Source organism: Streptomyces sp. NPDC006393, from assembly GCF_040628575.1.
Classification (GTDB): Bacteria; Actinomycetota; Actinomycetes; order Streptomycetales; family Streptomycetaceae; genus Streptomyces.
Map to the genome: position 1 here is coordinate 1 of NZ_JBEXZD010000144.1, position 17,793 is coordinate 17,793.

Consider the following 17,793-nt stretch of genomic DNA (forward strand, 5'->3'; position numbering starts at 1 on the left):
GCCCGAGGGTCACGTCGCCCTCGGTGACCCGCCGGGAGCCGTCCAGGGCCGGCGGATGCACCACGATGTGCGGATGCTGCGTGAGGTCGCCTCCGTGCGACCGCCCGCGGCCACGTGCGACTGCCCGCGGCCACGCCCGTCCTCACGACTCCAGCGACGGCGCCGAGCCCGGCAGCGGCCGGCCCGCCGACTCCGACATGCGCCAGACGGCGAAGCCGCCGATCACGGCCGCCGCCATCATGTAGTAGGCGGGCATCATCATGTTGCCGGTCGCGCCGATGAGCGCCGTGACCACCAGCGGGGTGGTGCCGCCGAAGAGGGACACGGAGACGTTGAAGCCGATCGACAGGGAGCCGTAGCGGCACCGGGTCGGGAACAGGGCCGGCAGGGCGGACGGCATCGCGGCCGTGAAGCAGACCAGGAGCAGGCCCAGCGCGGCCATGCCCAGGCCCACCGCCGCCAGGCTGCCCTGGCGGATCAGCAGCAGCGCCGGGATCGACAGGAACAGGAAGCCCGCGCAGCCGGCCGCGATCACCGGGCGGCGGCCGACGCGGTCGGTCAGCGCGCCGGCGAACGGCTGGACGATCATCATCAGGGCCATCACGCCCAGCACCACGAGCAGGCCGTGCGTCTCGTCGTAGTGGAGCTCACTGGTCAGATAGCTCGGCATGTACGACAGCAGCATGTAGTCGGTGACGTTGAAGACCAGCACCAGGCCCATGCACAGCAGCAGCGCCTTCCACTGGCCCGCGATCATCTCGCGCAGGGGCACCTTCGGGCGGTCCGCCTCGGCCTTCTCGACCTCCGCCGCGAACGCCGGGGTCTCCTCCAGTCGCATCCGCAGATACAGGCCGATGATGCCCATCGGGCCGGCGATCAGGAACGGGATCCGCCAGCCCCAGGAGAGCAGGTCGGCGTCGGACAGCAGCGCCGTCATCAGGGTCACCAGACCCGCGCCGCCGATGTAACCGGCCAGCGTGCCGAACTCCAGCCAGCTGCCGAGGAAGCCGCGCCGCTTGTCCGGGGCGTACTCGGCGATGAAGGTCGACGCGCCCGCGTACTCGCCGCCGGTGGAGAAGCCCTGCACCAGCCGGGCGGCCAGCAGGAGCAGCGGGGCGCCCACGCCGATCACCGAGTACGAGGGGATCAGGCCGATCGCGAAGGTGCCCGCGGCCATCATGATCATGGTGACGGCCAGCACCTTCTGGCGGCCGATGCGGTCGCCGAGCGGGCCGAAGACCATGCCGCCGAGCGGGCGGACCAGGAAGGCCGCGGCGAAGGCGCCGAAGGTGGAGAGCAGCTGCGCGGTCGGGTTGCCGGAGGGGAAGAAGACCTTGCCCAGGGTCACCGCGATGTAGCTGTAGACACCGAAGTCGAACCACTCCATCGCGTTGCCCAGCGCGGCGGCCTTCACGGCGCGTTTCACGAGCGCCGGGTCGGTCACCGTGGGGGGTGCGGCGGCGGTGGGGGACTTGATGAGGGACACGGAACGGGGAGCGGTGACTGTGGCAGCCGACAAGGCTTCGCTCGCCTACCTCTCGTCGGGGACAAGGACGCGGCCCACGCGACGTCGCTGACGAGCGGGCCGAACCGGCCGGAACGAGCCTGGCCGAAAATCGACCATACGACCGCTTGCTCCCCTCACGTACTGTACGCGAGTCGATGCGCAGCGCACGTAAATGCGTGATACGCAGGTACGTCTGCCCGACGCCGGGCGCCTTGCACGGGCCCGCGCTGTGATCCTTGTCGCGCCCGGCGAGCGCAACCGCATCAGGGGCGGACTATCGTCATCCGGACAAAAGGCGGGCGGACGACAGGTGAACCCGGGGCCGTCCGCGTCTCTCCACAGGGGGAGCCGCGAGTCTCTTGGGAGGCCGCGCGCCCCCAGGGTTCGTACCGGGACAACGGGGCGGGAGGCCGACGGGGCGTGGCGGACGCGGAGCACAGCGGGGCAGGGGCCGGAACACTCGGAGCGACGGCAGGCGACCCGGTCAGAGCGCGGCTGCACGCGGCCCGCCTGGGCCTGTGGCTGATCGCCGGTGTCCTCGCGATACGGCAGGTGGCCGCCGTCCTGACTTCTCCGCCCGGACAGAGACTCACGGACCTGGAGACCTGGGTGGGGCCGGAGGGCGTCCTGCACGTCAAGGGATCGCTGTACGACTCGACCCGGTTCACCGGCACACCGTTCAGCGGCCTCGTCCTCAAACCACTGACCAAGGCCGCCGAGGACGCCCTCGGCTGGGGCTGGATCTTCGGCACCCTGCTGCTGGTGGTCGCGATCGGCCTGATCGCCGCCCGCGCCCTGCCCCACCCGGTCGGCCGCCGCACCTCCCTGCTGGCCGCACCCGTCGCGATCAGCCTGCTCATGCTGTCGCTGCCGGTGCGCAACACCCTCTGGCTCGGCCAGACCAGCATCATCCCCGTCCTGCTCGTGCTGCTCGGCTGCTTCGTCGTGCGCGGACAGCGGACCACGGGCGCCCTGATCGGCGTCGCCGCCGCGCTCCAGCCCACGATGCTGCTGTTCGCGCCCCTGCTGTGGTGCACCGACCGCAGGAAGGCCGCCGCCTCCACCGGCGCCGTGTTCGCCGCCTGCACCGCGCTCGCCTGGGCCGCGATGCCGCACGACTCGTACACCTACTGGGTCCACCACATGGCGGGCGCCGGCCTCGGCGGCCGCGCCGACGCCCTCGCCAACCAGTCCCTGCACGGCGCCCTGCTGCGCCTCGGCCTGACCGGTCCCCTGGAGATCAGCCTCTTCCTCGCCCTGGGCACGGTCGTCGCCGTCCTCGGCCTCCGCCGGGCCGTGCGCTACGCCCGCGACGGCCAGCTGCTCCTCGCGGTCGCCCTCACCGGCTGCGCCGCGATCGCCGTCTCACCCACCACCTGGCAGCACCAGCTGCTGTGGATGCTGCTCGCGGTCGTCGGCCGGGTCGGCCGCCGCGCCTCCGACCGCTACGTCTGGCCGGTCGCCGTGGTCCTGGTGACGACCCTCCCGGCGAAGATGATGCTGCCGAACATGGCGGTCATGTACCCGCTGCGGGACAACATGGTCCTGCTGGCCGCGCTGGCCGCCGCGACGGTCGTCCCCTTCCTCTCCCGCACCTCGGAGCACTACCGGACACCCGTCCCGGCCCAGTACGCCGCTGAAGTCCCGGCCCGCTGGAAACGCGTCCCGCTGGTCCCCTTCCTGCGCAGGGTCCTCACCCGCCCCAATCTGCTCCTGGAACTCCTGCTGATCCGCGTGACCTACGCCGCCTACCAGCAGGTGCGTCTCGCGGCGACCGGCGGCACCATCTCCGGCGGCCGGGCCCGCGCCGAGCACCACGGCCACGAGATCCTCTCCGTGGAGCGGTTCCTGCACATCGACGTCGAGCACGCGGTCAACCACGCCGTGGTCAAGGTCGGCTGGCTGCGCGACTTCTTCGACTTCTACTACGAATCCTTCCACTTCGTGGTCCCGCTGACCGTCCTCGGCGTCCTGTACTGGCGCCGCCCGGTCGACTACCGCTGGGCCCGCTCGGCCCTCGGCTTCGCCACACTCCTGGCCCTGGTCGGCTTCTGGGCCTTCCCGCTGGCACCGCCCCGCCTGATGCCGGCCCTCGGCATCATCGACACCGTCCACGGCGTCCAGGACTTCTCCAAGCCGGACTACGGCACCCTCACGGCCCTCACCAACCAGTACGCGGCGATGCCGTCCCTGCACTTCGGGTGGGCGCTGTGGTGCGGCCTGGTGATCGCGATCGTGGCCCCCAAGTGGTGGATGAAGGCCCTCGGCCTCCTCCACCCGCTCTTCACGGTCTCCGCGATCGTCGCCACCGGCAACCACTGGGTCCTGGACGCGGTCGGCGGCGCGGCCGTCGTCGGCACGGGCTTCGGGCTGACGTATCTGCTCCAGGGGCCGCGGGGACGGACGATCACGGCCACCGCCGAACTCAGCAGCGAGGCGGCCGTCCCGAAGGACCGCGCTCCGAGATGATCCCGGCGGTCACCAGTCGCGGGTGGCGATCAGTTCCTCGACGTCCGCGTCCCCTTCGAGAACCGACGTGCCGGTGCTTTCGCCACCTGTGCATTCGAACCACACGGTCTTTCCGCCCGTGCCGTGCGGTGCCACACCCCACTTGTCGACGACGGCGTCGAGCAGCAGCAGGCCGCGTCCGCCTTCCGCGTCCGGAGGCAAGTCGGCCGGCGTGACGGGCTGTTGGGGTGAGCCGTCGCTCACCTCCACCCGGACGCCCGCCGTCTGCCGCAGCACCAGCAGCGTGCAGCGGCGGTCCGGGACATGGCGTACGACGTTGGCGACCAGCTCGGTGGTGGCGAGTTCCACGGCGTCCGCCAGCTCGGCCAGGTCCCATGCGGTCAGGTGGGAGCGGACGAGCCGGCGGATGTGCCGCGCGGAGTGCTCACCGGCGGTGAGCGTCATTTGGTACTGGGCGGCGCGGGGGCCCGCGAGGATCGAGGGAAAGCAGTCGTTCACGGGACGAGGCTGACGTGCCGTCACTACGCTGGGCTACTACGTGAACACAACCGGTCCGCCTGTGGACCGGCGTGCGCAAAGGGGACCGTGCGTGACCAACATCAACGTCCTCGACCCGGGGGCCTCGCCGCTCGACTACTACGGCTTCGAGCTACGGCGGCTGCGGGAGGCCGCGGGCCTGACACAGCGGCAACTGGGGGAGATCGTCAACTACACCGGGTCGCTGGTTGGGCAGATCGAGACGGCACGGAAGCTGCCGACGCCGGAGTTCAGTGAGCGGGTGGACGCGGCGTTGGGGGCGGACGGGTTGCTGTCGCGGCTCCTCGTGCTGGTGATGCGCAGTCAGCTTCCGGCCTGGTTCCAGCAGGTGGCGGAGCTGGAGGCGCGGGCCATCAAGATGCAGACCTTCCACACGCACCTGGTGCACGGCCTGTTACAGACGAAGGCGTATGCACGTGCGGTGCTTGGTGCGCTGGACGAAACCGACCTCGACGACCGCACCGCCGTACGACTCGCTCGTCAGCGCATCTTCGAGAAGAGTGAACCGCCGGTGTTCTGGGCGGTCATCAGTGAGACCGTTCTGCTCCAAGAGGTCGGTAGCCCGAAGACAATGCGAGAGCAACTGGCGCACCTTTGAGCTTCATGGGCAATCCCCGGATCAACGTACAGGTGCTGCCCTTCTCGGCCGGAGCACACGCAGGTTTGCAAGGCTCGTTCGACCTGTTCCACTTCGGCCAGGACCCCGACATCGTCTACACGGAGGGCTACGGCAGCGGGCACCCCACCGCGAATCCGGACACCGTCAAAGACTGTTCGCTCCGTTACGATCACCTCCAGGCCGCCGCTCTCTCCCTCAAGGACTCGGCGGAGTTGATCCGGCGCGTGATGGAGGACCGCTATGGAGATCAAGTGGCGTAAGTCCAGCTACAGCGGCGACCAGGGCGGCTCCTGCGTCGAGTGCGCGCCACTCGGGCCGCTGGCCTGGCGCAAGTCGACGTACAGCAGCGACCAGGGCGGCAACTGCGTAGAGATCGCCGAACTCGCGGACACGGCCATAGCCGTCCGCGACTCCAAGACCCCCACCGGCCCCGTGCTCACCTTCCGCCCGGAGGCCTTCACCAGCTTCGTCACCTGGACGTCCGTCGCGGACTGAGCCGATTGTCAGTGGCCCGGTCTAGTGTGGTCGCAGATGGCACCGGTAGGCGCAAGGGGGAACCATGACCACACTCCAGGACCGGCCCAACGCCGCGCTCCTCGTCGTCGACGTGCAGAACGACGTCGTGCACAAGGCCCACGAGCGTGACGCGGTCGTCGCGAACATCGCTGCCCTGGTCGAGCGGGCCCGGCGGGAGGAGACTCCCGTCGTGTGGATCCAGCACGCCGACGAGGGGATGGTGAAGGGCAGCGACGGCTGGCGGATCGTGCCCGAGCTGACGCCGCGCGAGGGCGAACCGCTCGTGCACAAGAACTACGGTGACTCGTTCGAGGACACCACACTCGAGACCGTGCTGTCGGGGCTCGGGGTGGGCCGGCTCTTCGTGACCGGGGCGTCGACCGACGTGTGCGTCCGCTCGACGCTGCACGGCGCGCTCGTGCGGGGGTACGACACGATCCTGGTGGGTGACGCGCACACCACGGAGGACACGTCGGCCTGGGGCGCCCCGCCGCCGGACCAGGTCATCGCCCACACCAACCTGTACTGGGGTTACCAGAAGGCACCGGGACGCACCGCCGGGACCGTCGAGACCAAGGACGTCGACTTCGGCGGCAGATGACGTCACTCGCGGCCCGACGTCACCGCCGCCAGCACCCCCGCCGCCACCGCCGCGATCAGCAGCGGGGTGCCCAGGTCGCGGTGGACGACCAGCCAGGCGCCGAGGGCGGCGCCGGCGAGCATCGCGACCACCGACGCGGCGCGGCGTGCGGAGCGGAGGCCGGTGCCGCCGGCGGCGCGGGAGTCGGCGGCGAGACCGGTCAGGGTCCTGGTCAGGACGGTGGTCGTCAGGTCGGGCACGCCCAGCTTGATGACCGTCGCGTTGCGCAGGCCCATCGCGAGGGCGGTCAGGGCGATGAGGACGTACGTCGTGCCGGTGGCGCCGGGGGCGGCGAAGGCCACCGCCGACGACGTGCCCACGAGGGCCGCTTCCACCGCCAGCGTCGCACGGGCCCAACTGCGCCGCGAGCGGCCGCCGTAGCGCACCGCGACCCGGCCGCCGGCCAGCGCGCCCAGCTGGAAGCAGACGAGGGAAATGGCCGTGTGCGTCACGGAGAAGCCGGGTGCTCCGGCGGCGGCGAAGCCGAGGACCACCACGTTGCCGGTCATGTTCGCGGTGAAGACGTGGCCGAGTCCGAGGTAGCTGACCGCGTCGATGATGCCGCTGACCACCGTCAGCCCCAGCAGCACCAGCACCAGGCGCAGGCCGCGGGCGTCGGGGGCGTCCGAGCGGGCGTCCCGCGGCGGGTCTGCTGCCATGGCACCAGGAAAGCAGACGGGCGCGGCCGTACGGTGCCCGGACACGACGAGGGCGGCGGTCCCGGGGATCGGGGGACCGCCGCCCTCGCGTCGGTGGCCGGCTCAGGGGCCGGGCGTGGGGTCGGCTCAGTACCAGCCGTGGGCCTGCCAGAAGTTCCAGGCCTTGGCCGGGCTGCCGTAGCGGGAGTTCATGTAGTCCAGACCCCACTTGATCTGGGTCTTGGGGTTGGACTTCCAGTCGGCGCCCGCCGAGGACATCTTCGAGGCGGGCAGCGCCTGGACCAGGCCGTAGGCGCCGGAGGAGGCGTTGGTGGCGTGGGGGTTCCAGCCGCTCTCGTGCTCGACGATGCGGCTGAAGGCGTTGAACTGCGCGGCGTCCGGGATCATCTGGTGCGCGATCGCCTTCGCGTCCGAGCCGGAGGCGGGGGTGGCTGCCTGGGCGGGAACCGAAGTCAGGGCGATGCCGGCGGTGGCGGCGGCCACGGCGGCGGTGGTGAGGGCCTTCTTCGGGGTGGCGATGCGGCGGATGAAGGAGACGGGCACGGAGAACCTCTTGGGTCGGGGACCAGGGGTGTCGCGAGCAGCCGGAGCCCGCGGGAGCGGGAGGAGGGGCTGCCCTGGCACCGAAGGCCCCGGAGTCCCGGATGTCCGGGGTCCGGGGACCGTCGGCTCCTGACGACGTCGTCCAGACAAGCAGGCGGCTCATCCGCCCGCAAACACCCCTTTTACTAGTTGTCGTCGCATCCGCGGTGGGGTGTGTGGGTGTGAGCGGGCTCTCGATGCGCAGGTCGGCGCGGGTAAAGGCACCCGCATGCCGCGGGCCGCGCGGCTACGAACCGGGGCCGTAGGTGATCCGCGTCATGTGGGCCGGTTCACCGGCGTGGTCACCGTGCGGGGGCGCGGGGTGACGGCGGGTTCAGGGTGGGGGCGGGTCGAATGTGACCGGTGTCTCGAAGGCGGCCCGCCGGGTGGCGCGGCGCAGCGCCCGCAGCACCGCCGGGCCGACGGCCAGCGTCAGGACGACGGTGACGGCGGCCCGGCCCAGGTCCCAGCCGAGCGAGGTGGCCAGGCAGTACGCGACGAAGCGGGCCAGGTTGGCGGGGACCGCGGCGTGCGGGTCGAAGGCGATGGAGGAGGCGAGGGTGCCCATGAAGGGCCAGCCCGCGAGGTTCATGACCGTGCCGTAGGCGAAGGCGGCGAGGAAGCCGTAGCCGGCCAGCATCAGCAGTTCCGTACGGCCGCGCAGGCGGTCCGGGCCCGGCAGCAGGCCCGCGCCCATGGTGAACCACCCCATGGCCAGCATCTGGAACGGCATCCAGGGCCCCACCCCGCCCGTGAGCAGCGCGGAGGCGAACATGGTCGTCGAGCCCAGCACGAACCCGAAGCCGGGCCCCAGGACGCGTCCGCTCAGCACCATCAGGAAGAACATGGGCTCGATACCGGCGGTCCCGGCGCCGATCGGGCGCAGCGCGGCCCCCGTCGCCGCCAGTACGCCGAGCATGGCGACGGCCTTCGGGCCCAGACCGGACTCGGAGATCGTCGCGGCGAGGACGGCGACGAGCAGCACCAGCAGGCCCGCGAAGAGCCAGGGCGCGTCCTGCGCGTGCGCGCTGAGCCGCGAGGCCGGCGGCGCCAGGAAGGGCCAGGTGAAGGCCACCACGCCGACGGCGCTGACCAGGGCGAGGGCGATGAGGGAGCGGGGGCCGAAGCGGACGGCGCGCACGGAGCCGTGGGACGAGTCGCGGGCGGTCGTCATGGTCGTCATGCCAGTGCCTCGCGGACCTGGGCGACCGTGAGCCACCTGTGCGGGGCCAGGATCTTGGTGACCTGGGGGGCGTAGGAGGGGGAGGAGACGACCACCTCCGCGGTCGGGCCGTCGGCGATCACCTCGCCCTCGGCGAGCAGCACCACCCGGTGGGCGAGCTCCGCGGCCAGCTCCACGTCGTGCGTGGCCAGCACGATCGCGTGGCCTGCGGCGGCGAGCTCGCGCAGCACGGCGACCAGGCGGGCCTTCGCGCCGTAGTCCAGGCCGCGGGTCGGTTCGTCGAGCAGCAGCAGCGGGGGCCGGGCGGTCAGGACCACGGCGAGCGCGAGCACCAGCCGCTGCCCCTCGGACAGGTCCCGGGGGTGGGTCTCGTCGGTGACGCCGGGCAGCAGCTCGGAGACCAGGGCCCGGCAGGTGCCGGGCGCCGCCTGCGCGTCCCGGTCGGCCGCCGCGCACTCGGCGGCGACCGTGTCGGCGTACAGCAGGTCGCGCGGCTCCTGCGGGACCAGCCCGACGCGGCGCACGAGGTCGCGGGGCGGGGTGCGGTGGGGAACCGCGCCGCCCACGCGGACCTGCCCTGCGGAGGGTTCCACCAGTCCGACCAGGGATCCCAGGAGGGTGGACTTCCCGGCGCCGTTGCGGCCCATGAGGGCGATGGTCTCGCCGGGGACGACGGCCAGGTCCACATGGCGCAGCGCCTTGACGCGGCCGCGCCGGACGGCCAGCGCGCGGGCTTCGGCGACGACCGGTGGCGTGTCCGTGGCGGTGTCCGTGGCGGTGTCCGTGGGGCCGGTGGCACGGGGCGCGCGCCTGCGCAGGAACGGGAAGAGGGCGCGCGGGGCGGCCGGGCGCGCCGGCGCCGCGGTCGTCTCGGTCGCGGGGCCGGGCGCCGGTGCGGGCTCGCGGCCCGTCAGGCGCTCGCGCAGGTCCGCCGCCCGGCGGCGGGCGTCGCGGACCGTCAGCGGCAGCGGGGACCACCCCGCCAGGCGGCCCAGGTCCACCACCGGCGGGAACACCGGCGAGACGGCCATGACGTCGGCCGGGGCGCCGATCAGCGGGGCGGCGCCCGGGGTGGGCAGGAGGACGACCTGGTCGGCGTACTGGACGACGCGCTCCAGACGGTGCTCGGCCATCAGCACGGTCGTACCGAGGTCGTGCACGAGCCGCTGGAGGACGGCGAGGACCTCCTCGGCGGCGGCCGGGTCCAGCGCGGAGGTGGGCTCGTCGAGGACGAGGACCTTCGGGTGCGGGGTGAGGACGGAGCCGATCGCGACCCGCTGCTGCTGGCCGCCGGAGAGCGTGGCGATGGGGCGGTCCCGCAGATCGGCCAGGCCCAGCAGGTCCAGGGTCTCCTCCACCCGCCGCCGCATCACGTCCGGGGCGAGGCCCAGCGACTCCATGCCGTAGGCGAGTTCGTCCTCGACGGTGTCGGTGACGAAGTGGGAAAGCGGGTCCTGCCCGACCGTGCCGACGACGTCGGCGAGCTCGCGCGGCTTGTGGGCGCGGGTGTCGCGGCCGGCCACGGTGACCCGGCCGCGCAGGGTGCCACCGGTGAAGTGCGGCACGAGCCCGCTCACCGCGCCGAGGACGGTCGACTTGCCGACCCCGGACGGCCCGACGAGCAGCACGAGTTCGCCCTCGGGCACCTCGAAGTCCACTTTGCGGACGGTGGGTTCGGCCGCCCCGTCGTACGTCACGGAGACATCCTCGAAGCGGATCACGACGGCTCCTCGGGGGACGTGCGGGCGGGCGTGGGCACAACGGCCGGGGGCACAGCGGCCGGGGCCGGTGCGCGCGCGGCGACGAAGGCGGGCAGCAGGCCCAGGAGTACGGCCGCGGCGGGCCACAGGGGAAGGGTGGGGGCGGTGAGGGGCACGACACCGGGGTGCAGGGCCTCGGGGTCGCGGGCGGCGGCGAGCGTGAGCAGCGCCGCGACGGCCGCTCCCGCTCCGGCGACCAGGCAGGAGCGGAGGTTCCAGGTGTCGGGCCGGTAGCGGGTGCGCGGCGAGCGCCGGCCGCCGAGGCGGAGCCCGGCGAGGGCGGCGGCGACCCCGGCCAGCAGGACCGGCAGGCCGTAGGTGCCGCCCTCGGCGGTGAGCAGCCCGTACGTTCCGGCGCAGACGCCGAGCAGACCCCCGAGGGTCAGGGCGGCGGTGGTACGGCGCACGGCGGGCGCGACCTCGGCTGTACGGCCGTAGCCGCGGGCGTCCATCGCGGCGGCCAGGGCGACGGACCGCTCCAGCGCGCCCTCGAGGACCGGCAGTCCCACGTGCAGCAGGCCCCGGACACCCCGGTCGGGCCGCCCCCGCAGCCGGCGGGCCGCGCGCAGCCGGCGGCCGTCGGCGACCAGGTGCGGGGCGAAGGTGAGGGCGACGACGACCGCGACGCCCATCTCGTACAGGGCGCCCGGAAGGGACTTCAGCAGCCGGGCGGGGGCGGCGAGGGCGTTGGCGGCGCCCACGCAGACGAGCAGGGTGGCCAGCTTCAGGCCGTCGTACAGGGCGAAGACCAGCGCCTCGGCCGTGACCCGGCCGCCCAGGCGGATGCCCTGCGCCCAGTGCGGCAGCGGCACTTCGGGCAGGGTGACGAGCACATGCGTGCCGGGGATGGGGGAGCCGAGGGCGACGGCGAAGACGAGACGGATGAGCAGCACGGCGAGGGCGAGCCGGACGAACGCGGTGTACGACCGGGCGGAAGGGGTGTCGGGGCGACAGGTCACCACGACGTAGCCGGAGACCGTGAGCAGCAGAGCGAGCAGGAGCGGGTTGGTGGTGCGAGTGGCGGCGGTCCCGAGGGCCAGGGCCCACAACCACCAGGCCCCCGCGTGCACACCGGCGGCGCCACGAGCTCCCGCACGGGCTCCGCCGGACACTCCGCGCGGCTTCGCGCGTGCCGCGCCGGGTACGCCGCGCACGCTTGTCCGTGCGCCGTCGGGCGCGCCGCGCAGGCCCGAGCGTGCCCCGCCAGGCGTCCGCCGCACGGCTGCGCGCGCGCCGTCGGCCGCCCGCCGCATGCCCGCGTCGGCTGCTGTCCCGTGTGGGGTTTCGTCTCCGGTGGTGCCAGGCAGATCCGCGTGGGGGCCGTCTGCCGCCGGACGCGTGTCCGTGTTGGCTGCTGTCCCGTGTGGGGTTTCGTCGCTGGTGGCGTCGCGCGGAACCGTGTGGGTGCCGTCTGGCGCCGGGCGCATGTTCGCGTCGGCTGCTGTCTCCTGTGGGTCCTCGTCGCTGGTCGCGCTGTGCGGAATCGCGCGGGCGTCTCCTGGTTCCGGGCGCATGTTCGCGCCGTCGGCCTCTCCGCGTGTGCCCGGACCGTCTGCCGTCCGGCTCGGGCCCGCGCCTGCGGAGTCCGCGCGCGGACCCGCGCCTGCGGAGGTCTGAGGCGTGCCCGTGCCGGCGGGCGTCTTACGCATCTCCGCGCCGCCGACGGGCCTGCCAGACGGCCGCTCCGGCCAGTACGAGGACGACGGCACCGCCCGTGACGAGGCCGACCGAGGGACCGCCGCCCTCGTCCGTCTTCTTCGCCTCGTCCTTCTTGTCCACCTCGGCGCCGCTCTTCGACGGTGTGCTCTTCCCCGACGCGACCTGCTCGCCGCACCCCTTGCGCGGATACCCGGTGATGGCGCAGAGCAGGGCGTTGGTGTCGTAGCGCAGGGGCCCCGCGACGGCCGCGAGGGCCTCCGCCGTCGTGGCGTCGGCGGGGACGCGGGCGCAGGCCGTACGCGGCGCGGGCGGGGTCTCGCCGGAGGGTGCGTCGGCCTTCGTGCCGAAGTCGAGGACCAGCGCGATCCGCTTCTTGCCCTGCTGGGCGGGCGTCTTGGCGCAGACGGCCGCGAAGTCGGCACTCCCGCGCGGCTGGGCCGCGTCCTGCGAGTCCTGGCTCACCGCGAAGCGGAAACCCTGCACGTCACCGTCGGCGGGGCGGGCCGTGGACGGTCCCTCGGTGGCGTACGTCCAGTGGCCGCCGTCGCGGTCCCAGAAGGACCAGTAGCGGTAACCGACCGCCTGCGCCTGGCCCACGCCCGCCGCCAGCAGGCACACGGCGGCCAGCAGCACGGCGGACAGTGCGCGCAAGCGGCGCGTCACGGCTGCCGCACCTTGTTGCCCCTGCCGCGGCTCAGCATGAAGCCGACGGCGATGACGACGACCAGGAGGATTCCGCCGGCCCACCAGACGGCGTGGGTGGAGTTGTCCTTCGCGACGTCGGTGGCGCCGTCCTTGTCCTTGGCGACGGCCGCCTGAGGCGCGGGACCGGTGGCGTTGAGCCGTTCGACCAGGTCGATGGCGCCGAAGTGGCGCGGATCGGTGCCGGTCGCGTGGGCGGCGAAGACGAGCTGGGCGTACGCGGCGGGGCCGCTCTGCTTCGCCCAGGCCTCGGAGTGCTTCTCCAGCCACTGGAGGGGCTTGAGCGCCGCGGCGGCCCCGCTCTGCGCGGCGAGCGCGACGACCGCGTCGGCGGTGTTGCCGTAGTCGGGCTGGTCGGTGGCGCCGGGGAGTACGGAGGTGAGGTAGCCGTTCTTGCCGACGGCGCGCGCCAGATACGCGGCGCCGCCCGCGGCGGCCCGCTCGGGACCGGGCTTGCCGGAGTCCGAGCAGCGGGCGCCGCCGCTGTTACCGCCGCCGTTCCCGTCGCCGCTCGCGCCCTCGGCGGCCAGGCCCTGCCCGAGTGCGGCGACCACACCCGCGGCGGTGGCGTCCGCGTTGGCGGCGAGCTTGCCCTTCTTGTCGGGCTGATAGGCGAACGCCCCGGCGCCCGCGCCGTCACCGGAGCACGGCAGGGCGAACTTCAGCAGGGCGTCGTAGGGCGACTTCCCGCTCTTGCGCACGGTCTCGGGCTTCTCACCCACGGCGGTGAGCGCCCCGATGACGACCGAGGTGGAGTTGGTGTCGCTGGGCCCGCCGGGCGTGTAGCCCCAGCCGCCGTCGGTGTTCTGCACGGACTTCAGCCAGGACACCGCCTTGCCGGTCGCGGCGTCGTGGCCGCCGAGCGCGGCGAGAGCCTGGACGGCGGCGGCCGTGCTGTTGGTGTCGATCACGGCCTTGGCGTCGCAGGCGCGGGACGTGTCGGCGCGGAAGGGAGCGAAGGCACCGTTCGCGCACTGCTGCCCCGTCAGCCAGTCCACGGCCTTCCCGGCGGGCCGCACACCGGCCGTGTGCTGCGCGAGCAGGGCGAGGGACTGCCGCCAGACGCCGTCGTACTTGGGGTCGGTGGTGCCGTAGAGCGCGGAGGGCAGCGCGGGGGACCCGGAGGGAGAGGGCGAGGAGTCGGCGGCGACGGCGGGCGCCGATATGCCGATCAGGGCGACGGCGGCCAGGGCCGCGGCGCTGCGGCGGATGTTCATGATCGGCGGATGCCTCTCCCTGAAGGGAGCCGGGCAGCACGGGACACCCCCGCGGCTCGGCTCCGTATACCTCGACGGTGCCGTGCGGCGGCGGGCCGCCGACGCACGTGAGCCGCTCACGCTCCCGCCCGGGGCAGTCCGGCTCGCCGCCCACGAGGGGCGGCTCACGGTTGCGGGTCAGCGCCGGATTCGCACCGGCTTCCCCCCGGACAGGCGTGAAGACGACCGGCTCACTCTACCGGCCCGGTTCCTGCCCGGGGCCCACGGGTGTCGGGCCGCCGAACGGCAGGTGCAGCGTCCGGGCGGTCAGGAGCCAGGCGCCGGAGACCCGGCGGAACCGGTCCTCGTAGTGGCCGATCTGGACGGGCGGGCCGGCGGGCACCATGCCGCCCTGGTGGCCGTCCACGCGGTAGGTCGTGAAGTAGGAGAGGGCCGTGGCCGTGTCCGGGGAGGTCACCGTGACGACGATGTTCGACATCAGGCGGCGGGAGAGCCGGTCGGCCGGTCGCGAGGCGAAGTAGGCGCGCAGGGCGTCCCTCCCCCGGACGCGCCGGCCGTCGCCGGGCGGCGGCCATTCCCAGACGCCGTCCTGCGTGAACAGCTCGGCCACCGAACCGGGGTCGCCCAGGTCCAGGCGGTGGACGAAGTCGACGACGAGGCGCTCGCAGGCGCGTTCGGCGAGGAGGTGCTCCAGAGGGTCCATGGCGCTGTATAGCAGGCGCGTGCCGCCCGGAGCACCGGAAAAAAATCTTTTGGTTCGGGTGTTGTGTCCGGGCTTGGGTGTTCTATCCTGGTAAGTGCCTACGGGACGAGTGAGGGAGTTCGACCGGAGTAGCCGACTTTGGCGAGACGCCGAGAGGCATCCGCTGAGGCCGACGTCGGCGGTCGGGCTGAGAGGCCGGAAAGTCGAGAGACTGGAAGGCGACCCCTAGAACCTGATCCGGGCAATGCCGGCGAAGGGAACCCGTCTCGTAGGTTTCATCGTGCCCGGGCCGTGTGCCCGGGTTTCTTCGTGTCCGGTCCGACGAGCTGTGCGTGCTCTGTGCGGCTCTCGTGGGCCCTTCAGTTCTCGTCGGCGGCCGTCAGGTCGATCAGTCCGCACACCGTCTCTATGTCCGTCTTCACCTGGGCGATGGAGGCCCGGCCCGAGAGCCAGGTGATCAGCGCCGAGTGCCAGGTGTGCTCGATCACGCGGACCGCGGACAGCTGCCGAGGGGTCGGGTCCTCCTGGCCCATCGCGTCCAGGATGATCGCCGTGGTCTGACGGGAGACCTGGTCGACCTCGGGGCTGACACTGCGGTCCGCGAAGGTCAGCGCGCGGACCATCGCGTCGGCCAGGTGCGGCTCGCGCTGGAGGGCGCGGAAGGCGCGCATCAGGGTCTCCGCGACCCGCTCGGCCGGGCTCTCGCCGGCCGGCGGCCTCTTGCGCAGCGTGCCGTGCATGCGCTCCAGCTGGTCCTGCATGGTGGCGACCAGCAGATGCACCTTGGACGGGAAGTACCGGTAGAGGGTGCCGAGGGCCACCTGCGAGGACTCGGCGACCTCCCGCATCTGCACCGCGTCGAAGCCGCCCCGCCCGGCCAGCTGCGCGGTCGCGTGCAGGATGCGACGGCGGCGCGCCTCCTGCCGCTCGGTCAGGGGCGGCGACATGGCAGCCGGCCCGTGCTCGCGCGCGGGGGTCGCGGGCTTCGCGGACGGCCGCGCGGTGCTGGCTTCCACCTTGGCTTGCGCAGGCATGGGTACCGCTCCGTGACAGTCGGTGAGTGCGTGCGATCGGACAGCATGGCAGGGCGCCGTACACCGCGCGAGCCGTGGCGTGAATCACCTGATCCACTGCTCACAGCGAGGCTACCTGCCGGTAGATTCGGAGCCTCCTGGACGATCAAGTCTGAAACTTGTTCTAGATTAGCGTCCCGGCGTAATCTCGCGGGACAGTGCGTCAGAAGGGGGCCCAGAGTGACCGCTGAGGCCAGTCAGGCGGGGTCCCCCACGGACCTCGCCGCGGACGGCGAGCGACCGCTCGACATCGCGCTCCTCACCTACAAGGGAAACCCGTTCTGCGGCGGCCAGGGCGTCTACGTCCGTCATCTCTCCCGCGAGCTGGCCCGCCTCGGCCACCGGGTCGAGGTGATCGGAGCCCAGCCGTACCCCGTCCTCGACGAGCCGGAGGACGGCTGCCCGGGCCGGCTCGCTCTGACCGAGCTGCCCAGCCTCGACCTCTACCGCCAGCCGGATCCGTTCCGCACCCCCGGCCGCGACGAGTACCGCGACTGGATCGACGCGCTGGAGGTCGCCACCATGTGGACCGGCGGCTTCCCCGAGCCGCTGACGTTCTCCCTGCGCGCCCGCCGCCATCTGCGGGCCCGGCGCGGCGAGTTCGACGTCGTGCACGACAACCAGACGCTGGGGTACGGACTGCTGGGCGACGTCGGCGCGCCGCTGGTGACCACCGTCCACCACCCCATCACCGTGGACCGGCAGTTGGAGCTGGACGCCGCCGACACCTGGCAGCGGCGATGGTCCGTGAAGCGCTGGTACGCCTTCACGCGCATGCAGAAGCGGGTCGCGCGCCGGCTGCCGTCCGTGCTCACCGTCTCCGGCAGCTCCCGGCAGGAGATCGTCGACCACCTGGGCGTACGGCCCGGCCGCGTCCACGTCGTGCACATCGGCGCCGACACCGACCTGTTCTCGCCCGATCCGTCGGTGCGGCGGGTGCCGGGCCGGATCGTGACCACCTCCAGCGCGGACGTGCCGCTCAAGGGCCTGGTCTTCCTCGTCGAGGCACTGGCGAAGGTGCGCGCGGAACAGCCCGAGGCGCACCTCGTCGTGGTCGGCAAGCGGGCCGAGGACGGCCCGGTCGCCCAGGCCATCGAGCGCTACGGCCTCGAGGGCGCCGTCGAGTTCGTCAAGGGCATCTCGGACGCCGAACTGGTCGACCTCGTGCGCTCGGCCGAGGTCGCGTGCGTGCCGTCCCTGTACGAGGGCTTCTCCCTCCCGGCGGCCGAGGCCATGGCCACGGGTACACCGCTGGTCGCCACGACCGGCGGCGCGATCCCCGAGGTCGCCGGACGGGACGGGGAGACCTGTCTCGCCGTACCGCCGGGCGACGCGGGCGCCCTGGCCGCCGCGCTCTGCCGGCTGCTGGGCGACCCCGACCTGCGCGCCCGGCTGGGCGCGGCCGGCCGCGACCGCGTCCTGCGCCACTTCACCTGGGCACGCGCGGCCGAGGGCACGGTGGCCCACTACCGCGAGGCCATCGCCGCCTCCGCCACCCCGCCCCGGCGCCGCCCCGCGCCCCCGAGCAACGGCCGCTCCGCCGGCCCGGGCGCCGACGGCTCCGGGACCCCGGGCTCCGGTCGCTTCGCCGGCCCGGGGCGGGATGGTTCCGGGGTTCCGGGTTCGGGCCGGCCTGCGGGCCCGGTTGCGGGCGATGCCGCGGACGCCGGCACCGGCAGCCCGTCCGGCCCGGGCGCCGATGGCTCCGGGAGCCTGGACTCCGGTCGATTTGTCGGCCCGGGGCGGGATGGTTTCGGGGTTCCGGGTTCGGGCCGGCCTGCGGGCCCGGTTGCGGGCGATGCCGCGGACGCCGGCACCGGCAGCCCGTCCGGCCCGGGCGCCGACGGCTCCGGGACTCCGGGCTCCGGTCGCTTTGTCGGCCCGGGGCGGGATGGTTTCGGGGTTCCGGGTTCGGGCCGGCCTGCGGGCCCGGTTGCGGGCGATGCCGCGGACGCCGGCACCGGCAG

General features: G+C 73.3%; 15 protein-coding genes, 1 pseudogene and 2 riboswitches. Of the genes and pseudogenes, 5 read left to right on the forward strand and 11 right to left on the reverse strand.

The genetic code is table 11. From position 1 onward, the window contains the following. Positions 1-142: 142 nt before the first annotated feature. Positions 143-1,486 carry a glycine betaine/L-proline transporter ProP gene (gene proP, locus ABZ484_RS35240; RefSeq protein WP_358870041.1) on the reverse strand — a complete coding sequence of 448 codons (1,344 nt, stop codon included), beginning with the start codon at positions 1,484-1,486 and terminating at the stop codon, positions 143-145. A 441-nt stretch (positions 1,487-1,927) separates the two neighbouring features. Between proP and ABZ484_RS35245 the strand changes: the two genes are divergently transcribed. Continuing rightward, positions 1,928-3,976 (forward strand): bifunctional glycosyltransferase 87/phosphatase PAP2 family protein, encoded by a 2,049-nt coding sequence (locus ABZ484_RS35245; protein WP_358870042.1) that lies wholly within the window; start codon positions 1,928-1,930, stop codon positions 3,974-3,976. A 9-nt stretch (positions 3,977-3,985) separates the two neighbouring features. Here the strand turns inward: ABZ484_RS35245 and ABZ484_RS35250 are convergent, their stop codons facing one another. Next, a complete protein-coding gene (locus ABZ484_RS35250; RefSeq protein WP_358870055.1) occupies positions 3,986-4,420 on the reverse strand; it encodes an ATP-binding protein in 435 nt (144 codons plus the stop codon). A 145-nt stretch (positions 4,421-4,565) separates the two neighbouring features. Between ABZ484_RS35250 and ABZ484_RS35255 the strand changes: the two are divergent. From ABZ484_RS35255 to ABZ484_RS35265, 3 genes and pseudogenes are all read left to right on the forward strand, one after another. Beyond that, positions 4,566-5,392: pseudogene (locus ABZ484_RS35255) on the forward strand (helix-turn-helix transcriptional regulator). Next, entirely contained in the window at positions 5,373-5,627 is a 255-nt protein-coding gene (locus ABZ484_RS35260) for a DUF397 domain-containing protein (protein WP_358870043.1), read from the forward strand. The pseudogene ABZ484_RS35255 and the gene ABZ484_RS35260 overlap by 20 nt, the downstream one beginning before the upstream one ends. Positions 5,628-5,691: 64 nt before the next feature. Continuing rightward, positions 5,692-6,249: an isochorismatase family protein gene (locus ABZ484_RS35265; protein ID WP_358870044.1), complete on the forward strand. Its 558-nt coding sequence runs from the start codon at positions 5,692-5,694 to the stop codon at positions 6,247-6,249. 2 nt (positions 6,250-6,251) lie between these two features. Here ABZ484_RS35265 and ABZ484_RS35270 read toward each other — a convergent pair whose 3' ends face one another. From ABZ484_RS35270 to ABZ484_RS35310, 9 genes are all read right to left on the reverse strand, one after another. After that, positions 6,252-6,947, reverse strand: coding sequence for a YoaK family protein (locus ABZ484_RS35270; RefSeq protein WP_358870045.1), 696 nt, complete (start codon positions 6,945-6,947; stop codon positions 6,252-6,254). 126 nt (positions 6,948-7,073) lie between these two features. After that, the gene (locus ABZ484_RS35275; protein WP_358870046.1) at positions 7,074-7,490 is read right to left on the reverse strand and encodes a transglycosylase SLT domain-containing protein; all 417 of its coding nucleotides are present in this window, start codon (positions 7,488-7,490) and stop codon (positions 7,074-7,076) included. Between the two features lie 373 nt (positions 7,491-7,863). Next, positions 7,864-8,712 (reverse strand): ECF transporter S component, encoded by an 849-nt coding sequence (locus tag ABZ484_RS35280; RefSeq protein ID WP_358870047.1) that lies wholly within the window; start codon positions 8,710-8,712, stop codon positions 7,864-7,866. Next, complete coding sequence (locus ABZ484_RS35285) at positions 8,709-10,433, reverse strand: ATP-binding cassette domain-containing protein (RefSeq protein ID WP_358870048.1); 1,725 nt, start codon at positions 10,431-10,433, stop codon at positions 8,709-8,711. The genes ABZ484_RS35280 and ABZ484_RS35285 overlap by 4 nt, the downstream gene beginning before the upstream one ends. After that, entirely contained in the window at positions 10,430-11,626 is a 1,197-nt protein-coding gene (locus ABZ484_RS35290) for a CbiQ family ECF transporter T component (protein ID WP_358870049.1), read from the reverse strand. The genes ABZ484_RS35285 and ABZ484_RS35290 overlap by 4 nt, the downstream gene beginning before the upstream one ends. 487 nt (positions 11,627-12,113) lie before the next feature. After that, a complete protein-coding gene (locus ABZ484_RS35295; RefSeq protein WP_358870050.1) occupies positions 12,114-12,794 on the reverse strand; it encodes an SCO2322 family protein in 681 nt (226 codons plus the stop codon). Then, positions 12,791-14,050 (reverse strand): prenyltransferase/squalene oxidase repeat-containing protein, encoded by a 1,260-nt coding sequence (locus tag ABZ484_RS35300; RefSeq protein ID WP_358870051.1) that lies wholly within the window; start codon positions 14,048-14,050, stop codon positions 12,791-12,793. The genes ABZ484_RS35295 and ABZ484_RS35300 overlap by 4 nt, the downstream gene beginning before the upstream one ends. Positions 14,051-14,181: 131 nt before the next feature. Further along, positions 14,182-14,255, reverse strand: a riboswitch (cobalamin riboswitch). Positions 14,256-14,285: 30 nt separating this feature from the next. After that, complete coding sequence (locus ABZ484_RS35305) at positions 14,286-14,753, reverse strand: nuclear transport factor 2 family protein (protein WP_358870052.1); 468 nt, start codon at positions 14,751-14,753, stop codon at positions 14,286-14,288. Positions 14,754-14,854: 101 nt separating this feature from the next. After that, positions 14,855-15,029: riboswitch (TPP riboswitch) on the forward strand. An 83-nt stretch (positions 15,030-15,112) separates the two neighbouring features. Further along, positions 15,113-15,787 carry a TetR family transcriptional regulator gene (locus ABZ484_RS35310; protein ID WP_358870053.1) on the reverse strand — a complete coding sequence of 225 codons (675 nt, stop codon included), beginning with the start codon at positions 15,785-15,787 and terminating at the stop codon, positions 15,113-15,115. A gap of 219 nt (positions 15,788-16,006) precedes the next feature. Between ABZ484_RS35310 and ABZ484_RS35315 the strand changes: the two genes are divergently transcribed. Continuing rightward, positions 16,007-17,793 (forward strand): glycosyltransferase (locus ABZ484_RS35315; protein ID WP_358870054.1); only part of this gene is annotated, 1,787 nt, incomplete at its 3' end.